Raw genomic sequence first — 17,905 nt, 5'->3', positions numbered from 1 at the left:
TTTTACTTTTTGATTTCGTATTGTCTACTGTTTTCAATTTGAAAATTTACATCCTGCGTAATAGAATACAACATCATCTTAAACTCGGACTTTCCGAAATAGACAGGCACCAAGTATTTATCAAAAATATTATTCACTACACCAACAGGTAAATGAGGATTAAAATCCAGAACTGAACGGCTATACGGGATTATAGATTGATAATATTCCGCAACCTGCTTAGTCCACTCTGTCGATTGAGGCAGTTTGTCCAAATCTGCTTTAAATACAGGCAGTTCATTGCCATTCATTACCCATTGTTGTGTATGCTCTCCAGTAAAAAACCATTCAAATACTTTCCATGCCTCGTTAGGATACTTGGTCTTGGCCTGAATAATTGCTGCGCTTTTTGTTAATATAGGGTGAATACTTTTCCCATTTTCAAATACTGGCGTAGGAGCAATGCCATAATTAGAAAGCTCTCCTTTGCTTTGCTCCATTTGCATAGCAAATCCATAATCAACCATCAGTATAGCTAACCGATTGTCCAAAAATAATTGTTCTGGCATTTCCGTTACTTGGTTCATAAGATTAGGACCGAGATTAGCTTGTAATGCTTTGTTCCAATATTCAAAAATGGTTTTCGATTCATCACTTGTGAAATCAGCCTTATTGTGTTGATCATACCATGGTGTTTTTCCTAGCTGCTCCATTTGTAACAAATACAATGGAAGATCTATCATTGTCTTTTGGCCGGCGATTCCAAAACTGTACTGCTCTAGCTGTCCATCTTTCTTAATCGTTAATTTCTGAGCAAGCTCAAGTAATTGATTCCATGTCATTGGCTGGTCACTATCCAAATAATCTACTCCAGCTGCATCAAACAGTGACTTATTAAATAAAAGAATATAGCCCGGAAACCATCCATTAAGAAATCCAAAATATTCGCCTTTCCCCTGAGCTTTATTTTCAAACTTCAAAAAACTTAAATCAGGTGAGATTAATTCCTCTGCAAATAAGGGGTTCTTATTCATATAAGGAGATAAATTCATCGCTAAACCTTGTCCAACATAGTAAGGGAAATCTTCAACTGAAATCGAGATTATATCTAACTGTTCAATCGATTTTTCATGATTCAACATGTAGTACTGCTTAGGATCTACGCGCTGAATGCTAATGGTTGGATTATTCTTTTCGAATTCCGAAATCATAGAAGGGGTTAATCTATCATTCGATACTGAAAAATGAATGACCGCTTTCTGCAAAATTGGAGCCTCTAGTAACTTGTCTGTTTCATTACTAATCGATGATGTACAGGAACATAATAAAGCGCTTACAATTATTGAGGAGAGTATTTTCCATAGGTTCCGCAATGGTTATCACACTTCTTTTAATATAATTTAAGTCATTATAACATTCGTGATGATTTGTATCATTATATTCCATTTAATTATCTAAACGATTTTAAATTGGTATTCATATCGGTACTATGATCTGCTCGTTCTACTAGATCTTTATATACAAACAAAAAGCTGACATTAGTTATAACCCCAACATCAGCTTTTCATTTCATCCCTATCGCTTCGTTTTATAAAACTCATGATACAGCTTCATCAGTGCCCGCTTCTCAATCCGCGACACATAGCTGCGCGAGATACCGAGTTCCTTCGCAATCTCCCGCTGCGTCCGTTCCTCTCCCCCCGTCTCAAGACCGAAACGGCCAATAACAACTTCCTTCTCACGATCATCCAATATGTCGAGATTCCGATAAATCTTACTCTTCTCAATCTTTAATTGCACGGCCTCCACGATGTCATCAGCCTCAGAGCCAAGAATATCGATGAGGGTGATTTCATTCCCCTCTTTGTCCGTTCCGATCGGATCATGCAGAGAAACATCCTTACGGGTCTTCTTTAAGGAACGCAAATGCATAAGTATCTCGTTCTCTATACACCGCGCGGCAAAAGTCGCGAGCTTCGTACCTTTATTAGGCCGAAAACTCTCGATAGCCTTAATAAGACCGATCGTGCCGATCGAAATCAAGTCTTCCAGATCCTCACCAGTATTATCAAATTTTTTGACAATATGGGCCACCAGCCGAAGGTTATGCTCAATAAGCTTGTTGCGTGAGTTCGGGTCACCTTCCGCCATTTGCTGCAGATGTTTCGATTCCTCCTCTTCGGTCAGAGGCTGGGGAAACGCATTGTTTTTCACATACGACACAAGCAGACTAAGCTCTTTAATGAACAACGCAATTGCGGTAAACAGTCCAGGCACAGGGGACACCTCCTGCAGAATTCAATGCAACCGGCCTTATTATCGCGCTCGGTTCTAGTCTGTTCATTGTATGTAGGCAATGGCCCAGAAGTGCATGTACGTCAGAAACTACGCTCAAATTTTCACCATCCAATCCGATTAAGATGGGGTTTACTCATCAATCACCATCTCATGAGAATTTTCATAGAAGACAGCAGAATATTAGAATCTTTTTGTTGTGGAATTATCTCATAATTTAATAATCGGACTTTCATAAAATACTTGCTTCACTAAAAGAGCGGGGGTGATCTTACAAAAAATACTTAGATGAGGTACTCATTTAAGCAAACATTAATTTGTCTCAGCACAAAAACACGATTAGAGAGGAGAATTAAATAATGAAGGTGTTTTTACCAAAGCATAGAATTTCGCTATTCGCAGCGATTATGCTACTGGTTCAGTTAACTGGTCTGCAGGTTCAAACCGCTTACGGAGATACAGGAGAAGCTGTACAGCAATCTCCAAAGGCAGCTGCTACAGCCGAATCACGACCTGGCCAGACGCCTATTATGGGCTGGTCAAGCTGGAATGCATTTCGTATCAATATTAACGAGCAGCTTATTCGAGAACAGGCCGATGCGATGGTGAGTAGCGGACTTAAGGATGCCGGATATAGCTACGTGAACCTTGATGATGGTTACGTTGGCAGACGCGATCAGAACGGTGTACTGCAGCCCAACTCTAAATTTCCAAGCGGGATGAAAGCATTAGCCGACTACATCCACTCCAAGGGATTAAAGGCGGGCATTTATACAGATGCAGGAACGATTAGATGTGCTGCGATTTATGACAATGATCCTAATTTCCCAGAGGGTGGTGGAAGTTATGGATACCGGCAAACGGACTTTGAAACTTTTGTGAATACATGGGGATATGATTTTGTGAAGGTGGACTGGTGCGGTGGTCAGAAGCAAAAGCTCGATCCGCAAACAGAATATACAGACATTAAAAATATTTTGGATACCCTCTCCAAAGATGTCATTTATGAAGTCTGTAACTGGGCATTTCCTGGAGCATGGGTAACTAATATTGCATCACAATGGAGAGTTTCTGGCGATATCGCTCCGAATTTCATTTCCATAACCCACATCATTGATTTGAATGCTAATCTTGCAAAATATGCAGGTCCAGGACATTTCAATCATATGGATATGTTGCAAGTTGGTAACGGCATGACCTATGAAGAGGACAAATCCCATTTCAGCATGTGGGCGATCATGGCTTCCCCATTAATTGCGGGCAATGATCTCAGAACCATGTCTGAGCAGACCAAGTCCATTTTAACGAATAAAGAAGTCATCGCTGTGAATCAAGATCCGCTAGGCATTCAAGGGACACGCGCTGTGAAAAATGGCTACCAAGAGGTTTGGATGAAGCAGCTTCAGGACCCTACAACCAAGGCAGTCGCTTTATTCAACCGCGGAAATTCAGCAGCTCAGATGAAGGTCGATTGGAAAGACGTTGGAATAAATGGTTCCGCTTCTGTACGCGATTTATGGGAACATAAGGACAAGGGAGTATTTGACGAGTCTTACTCCGTTACGGTTCCAGCCCATGGCATTGTCATGCTGAAAATAAAAGCTAATTCATCCATTGAAACAGATTCTATCGCTTACAACAAAAACGCGCAGTCTGATATTAAGGTCAACATGGTAGACAATGAAAACACCTTCGTCGCGATTAAAAATGGAGATCAAACCCTGGTAAGCGGACGTGATTACGAGATCAGCGGGAAGCAATTGACCATTAAGAAAAGTTATCTCCTCGCTCTCCCTGAAGGTAAGATCAAACTTCAAATTCAGTACACTAATGATTGGAGCCAGTACCTCTCCATTGATATCTACGGAGAACCGCTGACTTATTATCTTAGCGATTTACCATGGGTAAGTGCTACTAGTGGTTGGCAGTCTGTAAAGAGAGATCAAGGACATGAAGGTTATGACCTAAAGCTGAATGATATTGTTTATAAAAAAGGTCTTTGGGCCAATTCCAAGTCCACTATTGTTTATAATCTAGACCGTCCGTACAAAACTTTCAAAGCCATTGTCGGAAACGATGACTTTAGAGGGAACCCTCCTGGAGTCGGCACGATATCATTCGAGGTTTGGACTGACGGCACGAAGCAATTCGACAGTGGACTGATGAAATCAACGGATAACAAAACACAAGAAGTAAATGTCAGTGTTGAAGGCGTTAAAGAACTCAAGCTTGTTATTAATGACGGAGGGGATAACAATTGGTTTGATCGTGCCATCTGGGCTGATGCCAAGCTGATTGAGGAAGAGGCGACAATGACACCTCAGACTACTCTAACCGGACCTCCTTCGGTTGCTTCAGAGCAACCATTCACCGCCTACTTTGGACTTAAGGGATTATCACAATCGATTTATGCCCAAGATATCCGAATCGCGTATGACGCTGATCGTTTTGAATTTATTGCAGCAACGTCAGTTGTAGATGGAATTGGCATTCTGGAGACCGTGCAGGAAGACGGTAAAATCCGATTGATCGTAGCCAGTCAAGGTGCCGATCTTGTCGTTACCAGAGATATGAAAGTACTTGAATTAACTTTCAAAGCCAAAGCTGTCACTCAGCAGGAAACCGGAAGTATTGCTGTATCAGAAGCCATCGTTGCCAATGACCAAGGTGTCGAAACGAGCGTGGCTGGCTTAACGATCGCGATCGACATCGAAGCGACTGAACCAGGCATCTCGGGAGACATTAATGGGGATGGCACTGTGAGTATTGGTGACTTGGCAATCGTCGCAGCGAAGTACGGCAAGACATCGAGTGATCCAGACTGGGCACAACATAAACATGCGGACATCAATAAAGACGGAAAGATCGACATTATGGATCTAGCAGAAATTGCCCGTCAAATTCTGCAGTAGGTAAGTAGTTGAAAGTATTCATCTCAAATGGAAATACCACCAAGGATCAATTTGATCTTTGGTGGTATTTTTAAGAATGCACCTAATACTACGCCAAACTACGCTTCGCTACCAAAACCTCGAACGGCGCTGCCGTCCACTCATCGTTCAAATCTGTATCTCGAGTAACCGCAGACCATTCCGCTCCTAAAGCTGGAATAGACTTAGCCTCAGACGTAAAGTTCTGCACAAAGAGATATTGTTCTTCCGTATTTTCACGTGTCGTAACATATACCCCTTCGGGCATATCGACATCAACTGCACGCTTTAGAGTGAGCTGCTGCATTAGGTCAAGATACAAGTCATCGTAAAATTTCTGTTCAAAATGACTGCCGATATAATACGTTTGACCTGAGCCATATTGATTACGAGTCACGACGGGATTACCAGCATAAAAATCATCGGTATACGTCATTAATACTTCCGCACCTTGTAGATGAATCTGATCACACAGCATACTGCAGGTATACTCTCCCGCTAATGCTTGTCCCTCCAACTGCTGAGTAACCCGACCACTATTGTGCTCATGATCGTATAGGCCGTCGATCTCTTCACTAATAACACCCGCAATATCTGTTAACTGATGCGGCGCGTCACCCAAATGAACAAGATCGTTCTCATTCACAATGCCGCTCCAGTATGTCATTACAAGTGTACCGCCCTGCTCGACAAAATGGCGCAGCTTTTGCTCAAAACCGGCCCGCTGCATATAAAGCATCGGGGCGACCACGAGCTTATAGTTGTCAATATCACATTCCATATCCACAAAGTCCACAGTAAGCCCTTGCTCCAATAAAGCGCGGTAATGGGCTTGAACTTCTTCCTTGTAACCCATACCTATATTTCGTGGCCCCTGAGAATCCTCAATAGCCCATTTATTCTCCCAGTCATAGACGACGGCAACCTCAGCGTCCATTTCCGTACTTGCAACACCGGACAGCTCAGCCAATAAACTTCCAAGCTGGCTTACTTCCTGGAATACACGCGTATTTGGACTTCCGTCATGAGAGACAACTGCACCGTGGAATTTCTCACTTGAGCCGCGGCTTTTCCGCCACTGGAAATACTGTACGGAGTTTGAGCCGTGTGCAACAGCCTGCATAGAAGACAAGATATGCATACCTGGCTTCTTAAGCTTCGATACACTTTGCCAGTTCGTACTACTCGGTGAGCTTTCCATCAATAGAAACGGCTGACGTTTAATCGAACGCATCATGTCATGCCACATGGCAGTATCGATTGCAATGTCGATATCGTCCTTCTTGTGCCATGTCGGGTAGTTATCCCAAGAAACAATGTCTACGCTATCCTTAAATTTAAAATAGTTCAATCCATCGAAATAGTACATGAAGTTCGTTGTGACCGGGATTTCCGGATGACTCACCTTCAATGCTTGAATTTCATGCTGCATGAAATCCAGTGTCTGGTCCGAAACAAACCGCTTCCAATCGAGATTCATCCCATGAACCGCATTCTCTCCATGAGGTGCTGGCGAATCAATTTGCGACCAATCAGTGTACTTATGGCTCCAGAACGTAGTCCACCACTGCTCATTCAAATGATCGATCGTCCCGTATTTCTGCTGAAGCCAGCCTCGAAACGCAGCTTGGCATAAGTCACAGTGGCATTCACCACCATATTCATTCGAGAGATGCCATAGCTTCACAGCAGGATGTTTAGCATAACGTTCCGCCAATCGTCTGTTAATCTCCTGAATTTTTTGGCGGTACACCGGCGAGGTGTAGCAGTGATTATGCCGAGCACCAAACAGATTGCGTTGTCTATTTGCACTTACTCTTAGCACTTCAGGATATTTTTGTGCAAGCCAAGCAGGACGTGCTCCCGAAGGCGTGGACAAGAACACCGATACGCCATGTTCATACAGTCTATCAATGACCTCATCCATCCACTCGAACTGGAACTTTCCCTCTTCCGGTTCAAGCATCGCCCAAGAGAACATTCCAATGGACATCACATTACTGCCTGACTTTTGCATTAAATCAAGATCTTGCTTAAACACCTCAGGATCATGTAGCCACTGCTCGGGATTATAGTCAGCGCCATGCAGCAGTCGATCCCTAAAATTGGTTTTCATTCTAAATCACCTCTACGTTTACTTCACAGAACCAAGCATACCTTGTACAAATTGTTTTTGTAGCAAGAAGAAGATGAGAACAGACGGCAATGTTGTGATCACAATTGCTACCATAATAATTCCATAATCAGGATTATAGGATGACGCAAGTGATGAAACTACGAGCGGCAATGTCTTCTTGTCTTGCGTCTGTAATGCGATGAGCGGCCACAAGAAGCTGTTCCAATAGTTCATAAAAGTAATAATTGCTGCCGCTGCATAGGTAGGCTTCATCGTTGGCATATAGATTCTAGTGAACAACTTCCACTCACTCAATCCGTCCACCCGACCGGCCTGCAGCAACTCACGTGGAAACGACTTTGTATTCTGTAGGAAGAAAAATATCATAAATGCCGTTGTAATCGAAGGCAGCATGACCGCGATCGGTGTATTCAGCAGTCCCATTTGGCTAAACATACGGAACAACGGAATCATAACCGCAGCAAATGGCATCATCATCGAGAGCAGAAGCAATCCGAACAACCGATTTTTACCCTTAGATTGATAGACTTCAAAGCCGTATCCAGCCATAGAGCTTAAGAACAACGTTGCGATTGTACCCACAATCGCAATAAGGGAAGAGTTCCAGAATGCAGCCCCTAGGCTGGTCATATCCAACAGCTTATGAACGTTATCCATTAACATCGAACCAAAACCAAATTTCCCTTTTAATATATCAGAGGAACTGTTCGTCATCCCCATCAGCATCCATAAGAATGGAAATAAGGATACGATCGAAGCAATGATCAGAAACAGATGAACAAACATAGTACGCAGTTGTCTCATCGTTTCTCACCTCCTACTTTTAGCTGCAGCAGCGCAAGCACAGCTACCATGAATACGATCGCATAGGATACCGTTGCGGCATAACCAAAGTTCGGCGTATAAACAAAGGATAGATTATAAATATACTGCGAAATGGTCATGGTCGAATTCCCCGGTCCACCATTCGTAATGTTCACAACTTCATCGAATAATTGAAGTGTACCGTTGGTTGAAATAATAGCGGTAAACAATAGAATCGGTTTTAACATCGGAACAGTAATGCTAAAGAACTGACGTGTCTTTGACGCTCCATCAATTGATGCTGCCTCGTAAACACTAGGGTCAATATTTTGCATCGCTGAAAGATAAAATATCATATTATAACCAGTCCAACGCCATGTAATTGCTGCAATAATAACTACACGTGCCCAGACTGGATCCATGAGCCAGGCCACAGGTTCTTGAATCACATGTATCGACATCAGCATTTTGTTTAAAATACCATCTACTGCAAAAATACTCTTAAACAGTACCGCATACGATACGAGTGATGTTACACACGGAAGGAATATAGCTGTACGATAAAAACCTTTAAAACGCAGCTTCGGGTTATTCAGCAAATGTGCGATAACCAAGCCAAGCATAAGCATGATCGGTACTTGGACGATAAGATACAGTAATGTATTAAGTACGGCCTGCTTAAACATAGGATCAGAGAATAAACGAACGTAGTTGTCGATGCCTACATAGTTATATACAGTCCCTTTGCCGGACTGAAAGGACAACAGTAAAGATTGAAACATCGGATAGAAACTGAATAACAAGATAAGCGCTGAAGGGATAGCGACAAACTGCCATCCCATCAGCGATGATTTATTCCATTTGCGTTCCATGGATTACCACCCGCTAACTTTTTATTTATTGCACCTGTTGTTCAAATAATTTCTGAATGTTAGCCAAGCTTTGTGTCAAATCTGCACCTTGCAGTATATTCGGCAGTTCGTTCTTCAGCGCATCTTTGGCTTCTTGTGTATACATACCTAGCGTGATGCCTGGTACTTCTTTAGACCAATCCGTGAAATCACTGTAAATAGCTTGTCCACCGAAAAATTCCGATTTCTCACTATAAACTTCACTAGAGAACGATGGAATGTACGAACCAACACCGCCGTTTTCTTTCAAGAAACGCTCATAGAACTCACTGCTACCACCGATTGTTTTAGCCAAGAAATCCATTGCCAAGTCCTTGTTCGCAGAACCATCTAACACGAACCAGCTAGATCCACCTTCGTTCGAAGCGTTCACGCCACCTTCAACTTCCAATCTAGGAATCGGCGCTACCTTCCATTTACCGCTTTGGTCCTTCGCATCCATGATGGAAGACACCTGCCATACCCCGGACACAACTGTCGCTACATCCCCTGCATTGAAGCTTCCTACGAATTCGCTCCAGCCAGTTACCGGTTTAGCGATTCCAGAATCAGCAATCGCTTTGTAAACACGAAGTGTTTCAGCCATTGCCGGGTTATTTACGAAGTTACCTTTATTCTCTGGAGTAATGTACCAAGAGCCTGCGGATTGCAAAAGAATAGACGTTAAAGCTTCATCATTCGGATTGATTGTAGCCATGTACTTCCCAGTCTTTTCTTTCACTACTTTCCCGATTTCAATATATTGATCCCATGTAATATTCTCTAGATCTTTTTCTGTATAACCAGCTTGCTCCAAGTAATCGGAACGATAGAACATACCTGTTACCCCGATATCGAATGGAACACCATAAATTTTATCGTCAATGCGAAGTGCATCCACTTTGTAAGGCGAAAATTGTGTGAAGTCTACTTTATCCGTAAAATCAGCAAATGTATTCGGGTATGCCGTTACATACTTCTGGATATTTGGATCGTTGACCAGAATAATGTCGGGAAGTCCGTCTTTAACTCCGGCAGCCAGGTTTGTATTCAGCTTTTGCTCCAAATCCGCTTTCGCCATATCAACCACTTCCAGCTCAAAGTCCGGATTTTCCTTCTTATACAATTCTTCCGCAATTTTCAAAGCAGCACCGTTAAAGGAAGGATCCCACGCCCATGCCACCACTTTTTTCTTCGATCCTTCTCCTTGACTTGCGTCTGCGCCTTTACTCGAATCCGTATCTGATGATCCACATGCTGCCAAAAGCGAAGTCATCATCGTAACTAGTAATAATACAGAAAGAAACTTCTTTCTTCTCATGCTATACAACCCCTTTTTTCTATTGTTGTAAACGCTTTATATGATGCTCTCTTATTGTAAGAAAGTTAGGACTGCTCTGTATAAGCTTTATTCTCTTTCATTTAGTATAAATTTTGTTTCTATCTAGTCTTGAAAACGGTTTATTAGTAAAATTTTCGGATTCTAGCATTTATTTTTGTATATTTTGACAACTGTTCTGAACTATTATGTTTTTATTATGGATTGTTATATGATGAAGAAAATAGAATTTGCTACGAGGTGTTACCCATCATGAATGAAAACTCTATGGCTTACCGCGTAATGATCGTAGATGATGAAAGCATCCTACGTACAGGAATTATACATCTATGTAACTGGAATGAATATGGAATCGAGATTGTAGCTGAGGCTTCTAATGGTCAAGAAGCTCTGGATACCATCGATAAAGCTCACCCTCATGTTGTGATTACCGATATTGTCATGCCAGTCATGGATGGTGTCGAACTCACCAAAATGATACGTATGCATTATCCTGATATAAAAGTGGTCGTACTGAGCAGTTACAGCGAATTCGACTATGTTCGGGAAGTATTCAAATACGGGGTCACCGATTATCTGCTAAAACCCAAGGTAACGGCCCCTGATCTAATCTCCTTAATCCAATCTCTTTGCAGCGGGATATCTCCTAATTCGTTAGAAGCGCAGTCTAAAAAGCCCGATCCTGCATTAAAGCTCGGACAGCTGCTTAGCACAGGTATGCAAAACGATCAAGAGAGCGATTATGATTGGTCAGAATGGAATGAGCAGTTTCCTAATGAACATTTTCGTATGGCCATAGCCAGCACAGGTATCCTGTTATCCAGGACCAACTGGACACAAGCTCAAGTGGAGCAGGTCATGCTCGAACTGGCACAGGTTCACCTTAACTCCTTCAATTATATATGTGTATTTTTGAAAAATGAGTGCCTCTTGATGGTTAACTATCATGAAGATCAAACGATTGATGTGGAGATTAGTCTAGAGCAGTTTACAGCAAACGCTTTGAAATCGCTTACCTATATCAAATTTGTTGTATCAGGCGAATTTAGAAGTATGTCCAGGGTTCAGGCAGAGCACGAACAGTTAATACCCTATTTAGGTAAGCTGTTATATTTCGCTGGCCGGCATTGTGTATTTCAGAATGAAATCAAACTTGAGAGCGATGCCATACCTTTTGACCAAGCGAAATTCACATCAGCACTCCGGTCACATGCCATCGACGAGGCTGCAGTTCAATCCCAAGCTTTTTTTGCAGACTTAAGATCGACACAAGCTTATGAAGAGTACAGTCTAAAACGTTTGTGTCAAAATATAATCTACTATGCGATAAGTACGCTAGAACAAATGAATCAGCCTTTATCAGGGTTAAGTTCTTCTAAACTAAAACTCTTTAAGAGAATTGACCTTGCTTTTGACCTGGACGAATTGGAAGAGGTTCAACTGCAATTTTTAAACGATCTACAATCCATAACGGCACATACAGATCCTCAATCGGTCATTCTCCATCAGATATACGAATACGTGAACCTAAATTATGCGAAGGAACTTTCATTATCCGAACTCGCAGACAAGTTCCACATGAATTACAGCTATTTGTCATCTTATTTCAAGCAACGAACCAATGAAAACCTGACGACATATATCAACCGGGTTCGGACCGATAAAGCAAAACAATTGCTGCATAACCATGGATTGTCAGTCTCCCAAATCAGCCAGTTAACCGGATTCTCGGATCATAATTATTTTTCTAAGGTGTTCAAAAAAATGACCGGCATGACTCCTGTAGAGTACCGCAATCATATCCCACAATAAAGACAGGTGAATATCATGCTACGAAAGAATAGTATCTTCATCAAAATTCTTGTATTGATGGTATCCAGCATCATTATCATTTCTATATTATTAATGCTTGCCTCCTCCTACATTTCGGAACGGATTTTGCTGGAGCAGGTTGTACGAAGCGCTTCCGCCAATATGAACCTGATGAAGAATGATCTGCTGGACTATAACGATCAGGTAGTTAATACCATGCTCCAGGTCAATCGCAGTTCGGAGTTTAAAGATTACATTACTAAGCCTGCAGATACCTCCCTAGAGCAGATCAATCTTGTCATTGCGCTCGGAAGATACATGGATCTTTACAAGGATTATCTTAGCCCGGAAAATTCCCACATCATCGTATCCGGCATCCCCGGTGAAGGAGGACGGCATTATTCGAGCAACTCGCTGAAATGGGATAAGATTCCTCAGGATTTCATATCTATGTTCATGAACAAGGACGGACAAGTTCATAATCGGATTCAATATTACAGCAGTCTCGATCTATTCTCAGAGTCGGTCCCCTACGAAAATTACTTATTTGCTGTCAAGCCGTTAATTGAAACAAGCAACAACCATATGTACGGTTATGTTGCTGTGGTCATGGATGAACAAAATATTTACCGGAAATATAAACCTTATATATCGGACGGTGTTCATATTTCACTTATTGCCGCGGATGGTACCGTACTATCCAGCAGTACCAAGGAGCATATCAGCACGAAGGATACAGAGCTGCTCGCCGTAGCGGAAAGCACGTCTCATAAACAGGATGGAATATGGTCTGATATGGAGAATAAAGAGACTTATATTTCTTACTTTTTGCCGGAATACGATGCCTACCTTGTTGAAGAGATCGATCAGCTTACAGCGTTTGCTCCACTCTACAAAATCTCGTCTGAAATATTGAAGGTAGTCCTCTTTATCCTGATCATAAGCATGTTGTTCGTCTATTCTCTGAGCCGCCGGATCACCCGTCCTCTGGATAAGCTGGTAAAGACGATGCAAGCTTCTACTGGTGACAATTTAAAGCATCAACCATTACAGGAAGATGGCAGCTATGAGACCAATGTCTTAACAAAAGCTTACAATCGTTTCATTAAGGTCATTGATCAATACACTGAAAAGCTTGTATTCGAACAGCAGGAGCGCAGGAAAGCAGATCTAAATGCTCTGCAAATGCAAATTAATCCGCACTTTCTATACAATACGTTAAGTTCTATTAAATACTTGGCCAAAATGAATCGTACCGATCAGGTAGATGAGACCATTAACAGCCTCATCTCCATACTCCAGAGTACACTCGGTTCAACAGAGGACCGTGTTACGGTCGAGGAAGAAATTGAAACCTTGAAGCATTTTGTTTTTATTAAGCAAATCCGTTATGGTGATCAGATTCGAGTGCATTATGAAGTCGATGAAGATTGTTTGCATCTGCTGGTTCCGAAACTCACCATCCAACCTTTTGTGGAAAACGCCTTCTTCCACGCCTTTCCTGGCAGACCAAACGGGAACATTCATATTTTTATTCGTAAACAGGAAGATATCTTGATTATCGAGGTTATCGATGACGGGGTCGGGATGTATGCTCTAGAGAATCGAGTACATGATCAAAAGCGGCAACATCTGTCTGGTATCGGTATCGACAACGTCCATAATCGAATCCAGTTATTATACGGATCATCCTACGGTGTCCAAATCGAAAGTGAGCCCGATTACGGGACAAACATTCGAATTACAATTCCTTCACTGGAAAATTAGAACTTAGTCCAATAAAGCATCATTTTACCAAAAATGGTCACCTGCCTACCGTTCATTTCAAACATATGAACTTTTACAATAAAGATAGTATTCCAATTCGAGGCTAAGTCTTTAGCCTTGGTATAGAAGGAGGACAGATCTTTATCCTATCAAGCTAAAAGGAGAGTTTGCTGGATGGTAAAAGAACTGCATGCAGATGTTGTTATTATTGGAGGCGGCACCGGAGGAACCGCAGCGGCACTCGCTGCTGCCAAGTCAGGAAAAAAAGTTATTATGACCGAAGAGACAGATTGGATCGGCGGTCAGCTAACAAGCCAAGCAGTACCTCCTGATGAGCATCCATGGATTGAATCATTTGGGTGTACGCAAAGCTACCGAGATTTTCGTGAAGGTGTTAGGCAATATTACAGCAGAAATTTCCCTTTGACCGCTGATGCCAGAGCAGATACCTCGCTAAATCCGGGAAGTGGAACTGTCAGTCGTTTGTGTCATGAGCCCCGCACAGCTCTAGCCGTGCTGCATGATATGCTCGCTCCTTATATACACAGTGGAAGATTAAAGATTATGCATGAGTATGTTTTGGACAAAGCCGAGGTTGATGGTGATCAGGTCATCAGCGTAACTGTCAAAAGTCTGAAACATGATGATAGAGTCGTTTTACATGCTCCTTTCTTTTTGGATGCAACTGAATGTGGTGATCTACTGCCTACAGCAGGCATCGAGTATGTTACTGGTGCTGAATCGAAGGCACAAACCGGCGAGCCTCATGCTGTTGATGGGGAAGCACTCCCAATGGATATGCAAGGCTTTACCTATTGTTTTGCAGTGGATTATATGCCGGATGAAGACCATACTATTGAAAAGCCGGAGCAATATGAATTTTGGCGTGATTATAAACCCGACTTTTGGCCGGATCATCTGCTAAGCCTTAGTGGTGTGAAACCCGCGACGATGGAGCCTGTGAGATATGAGATTTTTCCGGACACGGATAAATTTTCGTTGTTTAAATATCGGCAAATCCTCAATCCTTTGCACTTTAAAGAAGGAACCTTCCAAAGTCCGATATCACTCGTCAATTGGCCGCAGAACGACTATTGGTTAGGGTCAGTGATCGATGTTAGCGAGGAAGAACGAGATCGTCATCTGTATAACGCTAAGCAGCTTAGCCTCTCACTGCTCTATTGGTTACAGACCGAAGCACCGCGTCCAGACGGCAAACTGGGTTATCCCGGACTGCGGTTACGTCCTGATGTGGTGGGTACCGAGGACGGTTTAGCCAAGTACCCATACATACGTGAATCAAGACGTATTCAGGCAGAGTTTACGGTTTTGGAACAACATGTATCTACGGCCAGTCGGCCTAGTGGAAAGGCAGAGACTTTCTACGATTCCGTTGGCATTGGTTGTTATCGCATCGACCTGCATCCAAGTACAGCCGGTAAACCTTATATCGATATTTCTTCACTGCCGTTTCAGATTCCGCTCGGCAGTCTGATTCCGAAACGGGTAACCAATGTACTCGCCGCCAGCAAAAACATCGGCGTTACCCATATCACAAATGGTTGTTATAGGCTTCATCCGGTGGAATGGAATATTGGTGAAGCTGCTGGATACTGTGTTAGCTATTGTCTGGATCGAAACCTCAGTCCTACAGCCGTTCGAAATGATGAAACAGAACTGGCACAATTTCAGCAGAGACTGACTCAAGAGGGCATTGAACTGCAGTGGCCATCCATATATCCCGTCTAAGGTAAGCGATGTCTATGAATCAAGCAAGACAAAACAATAGAGGGGTGTCCTATAAGGTCTGCTGACCCAGGACACCCCTTTCCTCTGTTCAAACCAGGAGATAGTACAATAGACGCCGCCAAATTCCCGTTCGCTTGTAGCATCGCAGATTGATTCATTCACGGTCCTGAAGTGCCGCTGTAACACTAGGCCAGTTGATCTGAGAAGCATCAAACAGCATTAACCCATTAGTCGTATGAAGTCCAGCTTGAAATACTTCGCGCTGCATGACAGGTGTCTGTACATTCGTTAAGGCAATGCCCGTATACAGAGGTATTTCCCCGTTCGTTACGATATTACCGAGTGTAATGTACTTCTTGACCTCTTGACTGGTCGTCTGATAAGCACCAATCATCAGAAAATCTAAATACTCAATATAACCAGTGTCATAATACTCAGGTGTGTACACTGACTCATCTAACAGACCAAGCCGGGGATCAAAACGGAAGTTTGTACTGCCCCAGTTCACACCATTTAAATAGTATGTTTCATACCAGGACCCCACATAGGAGGAAACTTCAATTTTTCTACCACTTTCAGCTTCATAGGAATCGACGAGCTCTTTTACCTCACTGAAAAAGCTCTTGATCGTTCCTGCTCTGAATTCCCACCAATCTTGAATTAAAGGCCCTTTAATACGTACATTATCATCATAGTAGAAAATATCATTAGGCCATTGAACTAACTGCTTATTTCTCTTCAATAAGAACTGTTCAAACTTAATACGTGTTTCATCGCTGAAATCCGCCCCTTCGTTATCATAACGACCACGGTCATGGACGACTCCATCCACTTCATAATTCTTAATAACTTCTTCAAACATTTTCAGCTCGTACCGTCTGACCTCATCATTCGCAGGATTAACAAACGCGACCGCTCCCTGCTTAGCACTTTCGCGGAGTCGTTTGATTTCCCCCTTGTCTTCTGCAATATGAACACGCTCTTCCCAGTCCAGATGATCATTAAGCACAGCAAATTCCTGATGAACAATAGACCCTTCAGCAAAATCATTGATCGCTGCGTGAACTTTTAATCCGAGCGCATGTCCGTGTGTGATAAACTCTTGAAGCAGATCCAAGTTGGGACTCGCTCCGGCTTTTTGCGGCGCTTTAATCTCGCTAACATAAGGACGACCTGTTAGATCATTCTTTTTATACGAAACGTATCCTTCTACACCCTTCACAACGAACACAACGGATGTAATACCGCGCTTTTTTGCTTGTTCTAGAAGCTCTCGTACATGATTGCTGCTTTTGAAATTTTTCGCATTGGCTGCTTGATCAACCCATAAAATCACACCTTCGTGCGGGTTGAATTCGGGTCTATTAAAAACCACGATGCTGCGATTATCCTGCTCGATACCATATTTAAGTACAGTTACATCAATATAATTCGTCCCTGCTCGAAGTGAATAAGAATACGTAAAGGATCCATCGTCACCAAACGGAATTTCTATATCATTGACCATAAGTTTGATCGCCGCCGGATCCTCTATATTAACAATTCTCCCGGTTACGGACGTTTCACTTTCGGAGACAGTATACATCGGTGCATTATCCACTACTAACTTCGTTATAAGGTCACTGCCACTCATTAAATCTTTGACAGATACCACTTCTCCATTTCTACGGAGTTTAATAATATCACCTGTTCTGAATTGTTCAGCCAAAAACCGCTTAATATCATTCTCCGCATAACTGTTATCTTGCGCCATCAGTACATAACCGCCTTCTGGAATATCTAGGACTATAGGCCCCTTCCAGACTGGAGGCTTGCCATCGATAGAAGGATTTACCACCAATAAGATACGGTTATTCTCATCGACTTGAACGGCTACATTATTCTTAGGAATGGTCATAGATGCGGCGTAATCCCTTGTAAACAAAGCAAGGACATCTGAAATTCCAGTTATATCTTGATCCACGTAACTTAATCTCTTTCGTAATCCCTGAACACCGATCGTGATGTCGACTGGAGCAGCCTCAACTTCGATGTAATCTTCATTTCGTTCTGAATTGTCGTGCACCGCATTTAGTGGGACTGCAGATAGTTCAGTCTGTCCTACCAATAGGCGGTCTGTGCTCCGGAGATCCATTCTCAGTACACTCCCCTCTTTCAGTTAGTTGATTCATTTTGAAAAAAAAAGCAGCTGCACATGCAACTG

At 42.5% G+C, this 17,905-nt stretch carries 11 protein-coding genes; 4 read left to right on the top strand and 7 right to left on the bottom strand.

The window, feature by feature from the left end:
• Positions 1-2: 2 nt before the first annotated feature.
• Together ACFQV5_RS21030 and sigK are read right to left on the bottom strand one after the other, a co-directional pair.
• Positions 3-1,244 (bottom strand): ABC transporter substrate-binding protein, encoded by a 1,242-nt coding sequence (locus ACFQV5_RS21030; RefSeq protein ID WP_379249667.1) that lies wholly within the window; start codon positions 1,242-1,244, stop codon positions 3-5.
• A 310-nt stretch (positions 1,245-1,554) separates the two neighbouring features.
• Positions 1,555-2,256, bottom strand: a complete 702-nt coding sequence (gene sigK, locus ACFQV5_RS21025) for an RNA polymerase sporulation sigma factor SigK (RefSeq protein WP_379249665.1) — start codon at positions 2,254-2,256, stop codon at positions 1,555-1,557.
• A 377-nt stretch (positions 2,257-2,633) separates the two neighbouring features.
• Between sigK and ACFQV5_RS21020 the strand changes: the two genes are divergently transcribed.
• Complete coding sequence (locus ACFQV5_RS21020) at positions 2,634-5,186, top strand: NPCBM/NEW2 domain-containing protein (protein ID WP_379249663.1); 2,553 nt, start codon at positions 2,634-2,636, stop codon at positions 5,184-5,186.
• An 88-nt stretch (positions 5,187-5,274) separates the two neighbouring features.
• Here the strand turns inward: ACFQV5_RS21020 and ACFQV5_RS21015 are convergent, their stop codons facing one another.
• From ACFQV5_RS21015 to ACFQV5_RS21000, 4 genes are read right to left on the bottom strand one after another with little or no spacing between them, the layout of a single operon-like run.
• Positions 5,275-7,320, bottom strand: coding sequence for a beta-galactosidase (locus tag ACFQV5_RS21015; RefSeq protein ID WP_379249661.1), 2,046 nt, complete (start codon positions 7,318-7,320; stop codon positions 5,275-5,277).
• A gap of 18 nt (positions 7,321-7,338) precedes the next feature.
• A complete protein-coding gene (locus ACFQV5_RS21010) occupies positions 7,339-8,145 on the bottom strand; it encodes a carbohydrate ABC transporter permease (RefSeq protein WP_379249659.1) in 807 nt (268 codons plus the stop codon).
• Entirely contained in the window at positions 8,142-9,017 is an 876-nt protein-coding gene (locus tag ACFQV5_RS21005) for a carbohydrate ABC transporter permease (protein WP_379249657.1), read from the bottom strand. The genes ACFQV5_RS21010 and ACFQV5_RS21005 overlap by 4 nt, the downstream gene beginning before the upstream one ends.
• A gap of 25 nt (positions 9,018-9,042) precedes the next feature.
• On the bottom strand, positions 9,043-10,356 hold the full coding sequence (locus tag ACFQV5_RS21000) for an ABC transporter substrate-binding protein (protein WP_379249655.1): 1,314 nt from the start codon (positions 10,354-10,356) through the stop codon (positions 9,043-9,045).
• Between the two features lie 270 nt (positions 10,357-10,626).
• Between ACFQV5_RS21000 and ACFQV5_RS20995 the strand changes: the two genes are divergently transcribed.
• The 3 genes from ACFQV5_RS20995 to ACFQV5_RS20985 all read left to right on the top strand — a co-directional run bounded on the left by ACFQV5_RS20995 (position 10,627) and on the right by ACFQV5_RS20985 (position 15,702).
• Positions 10,627-12,186, top strand: coding sequence for a response regulator transcription factor (locus ACFQV5_RS20995; RefSeq protein WP_379249653.1), 1,560 nt, complete (start codon positions 10,627-10,629; stop codon positions 12,184-12,186).
• Between the two features lie 15 nt (positions 12,187-12,201).
• Positions 12,202-13,953 carry a sensor histidine kinase gene (locus tag ACFQV5_RS20990; protein WP_379249651.1) on the top strand — a complete coding sequence of 584 codons (1,752 nt, stop codon included), beginning with the start codon at positions 12,202-12,204 and terminating at the stop codon, positions 13,951-13,953.
• Between the two features lie 174 nt (positions 13,954-14,127).
• The gene (locus tag ACFQV5_RS20985; protein ID WP_379249650.1) at positions 14,128-15,702 is read left to right on the top strand and encodes an FAD-dependent oxidoreductase; all 1,575 of its coding nucleotides are present in this window, start codon (positions 14,128-14,130) and stop codon (positions 15,700-15,702) included.
• 154 nt (positions 15,703-15,856) lie between these two features.
• Here ACFQV5_RS20985 and ACFQV5_RS20980 read toward each other — a convergent pair whose 3' ends face one another.
• A complete protein-coding gene (locus tag ACFQV5_RS20980; protein ID WP_379249648.1) occupies positions 15,857-17,836 on the bottom strand; it encodes a family 10 glycosylhydrolase in 1,980 nt (659 codons plus the stop codon).
• Positions 17,837-17,905: the final 69 nt, after the last annotated feature.

Source organism: Paenibacillus sp. GCM10028914 (assembly GCF_042666275.1).
Classification (GTDB): domain Bacteria; phylum Bacillota; class Bacilli; order Paenibacillales; family Paenibacillaceae; genus Paenibacillus_AQ.
The sequence above is the reverse complement of the archived record's forward strand: the minus strand, read 5'-3'. Positions and strand labels throughout refer to the sequence as shown.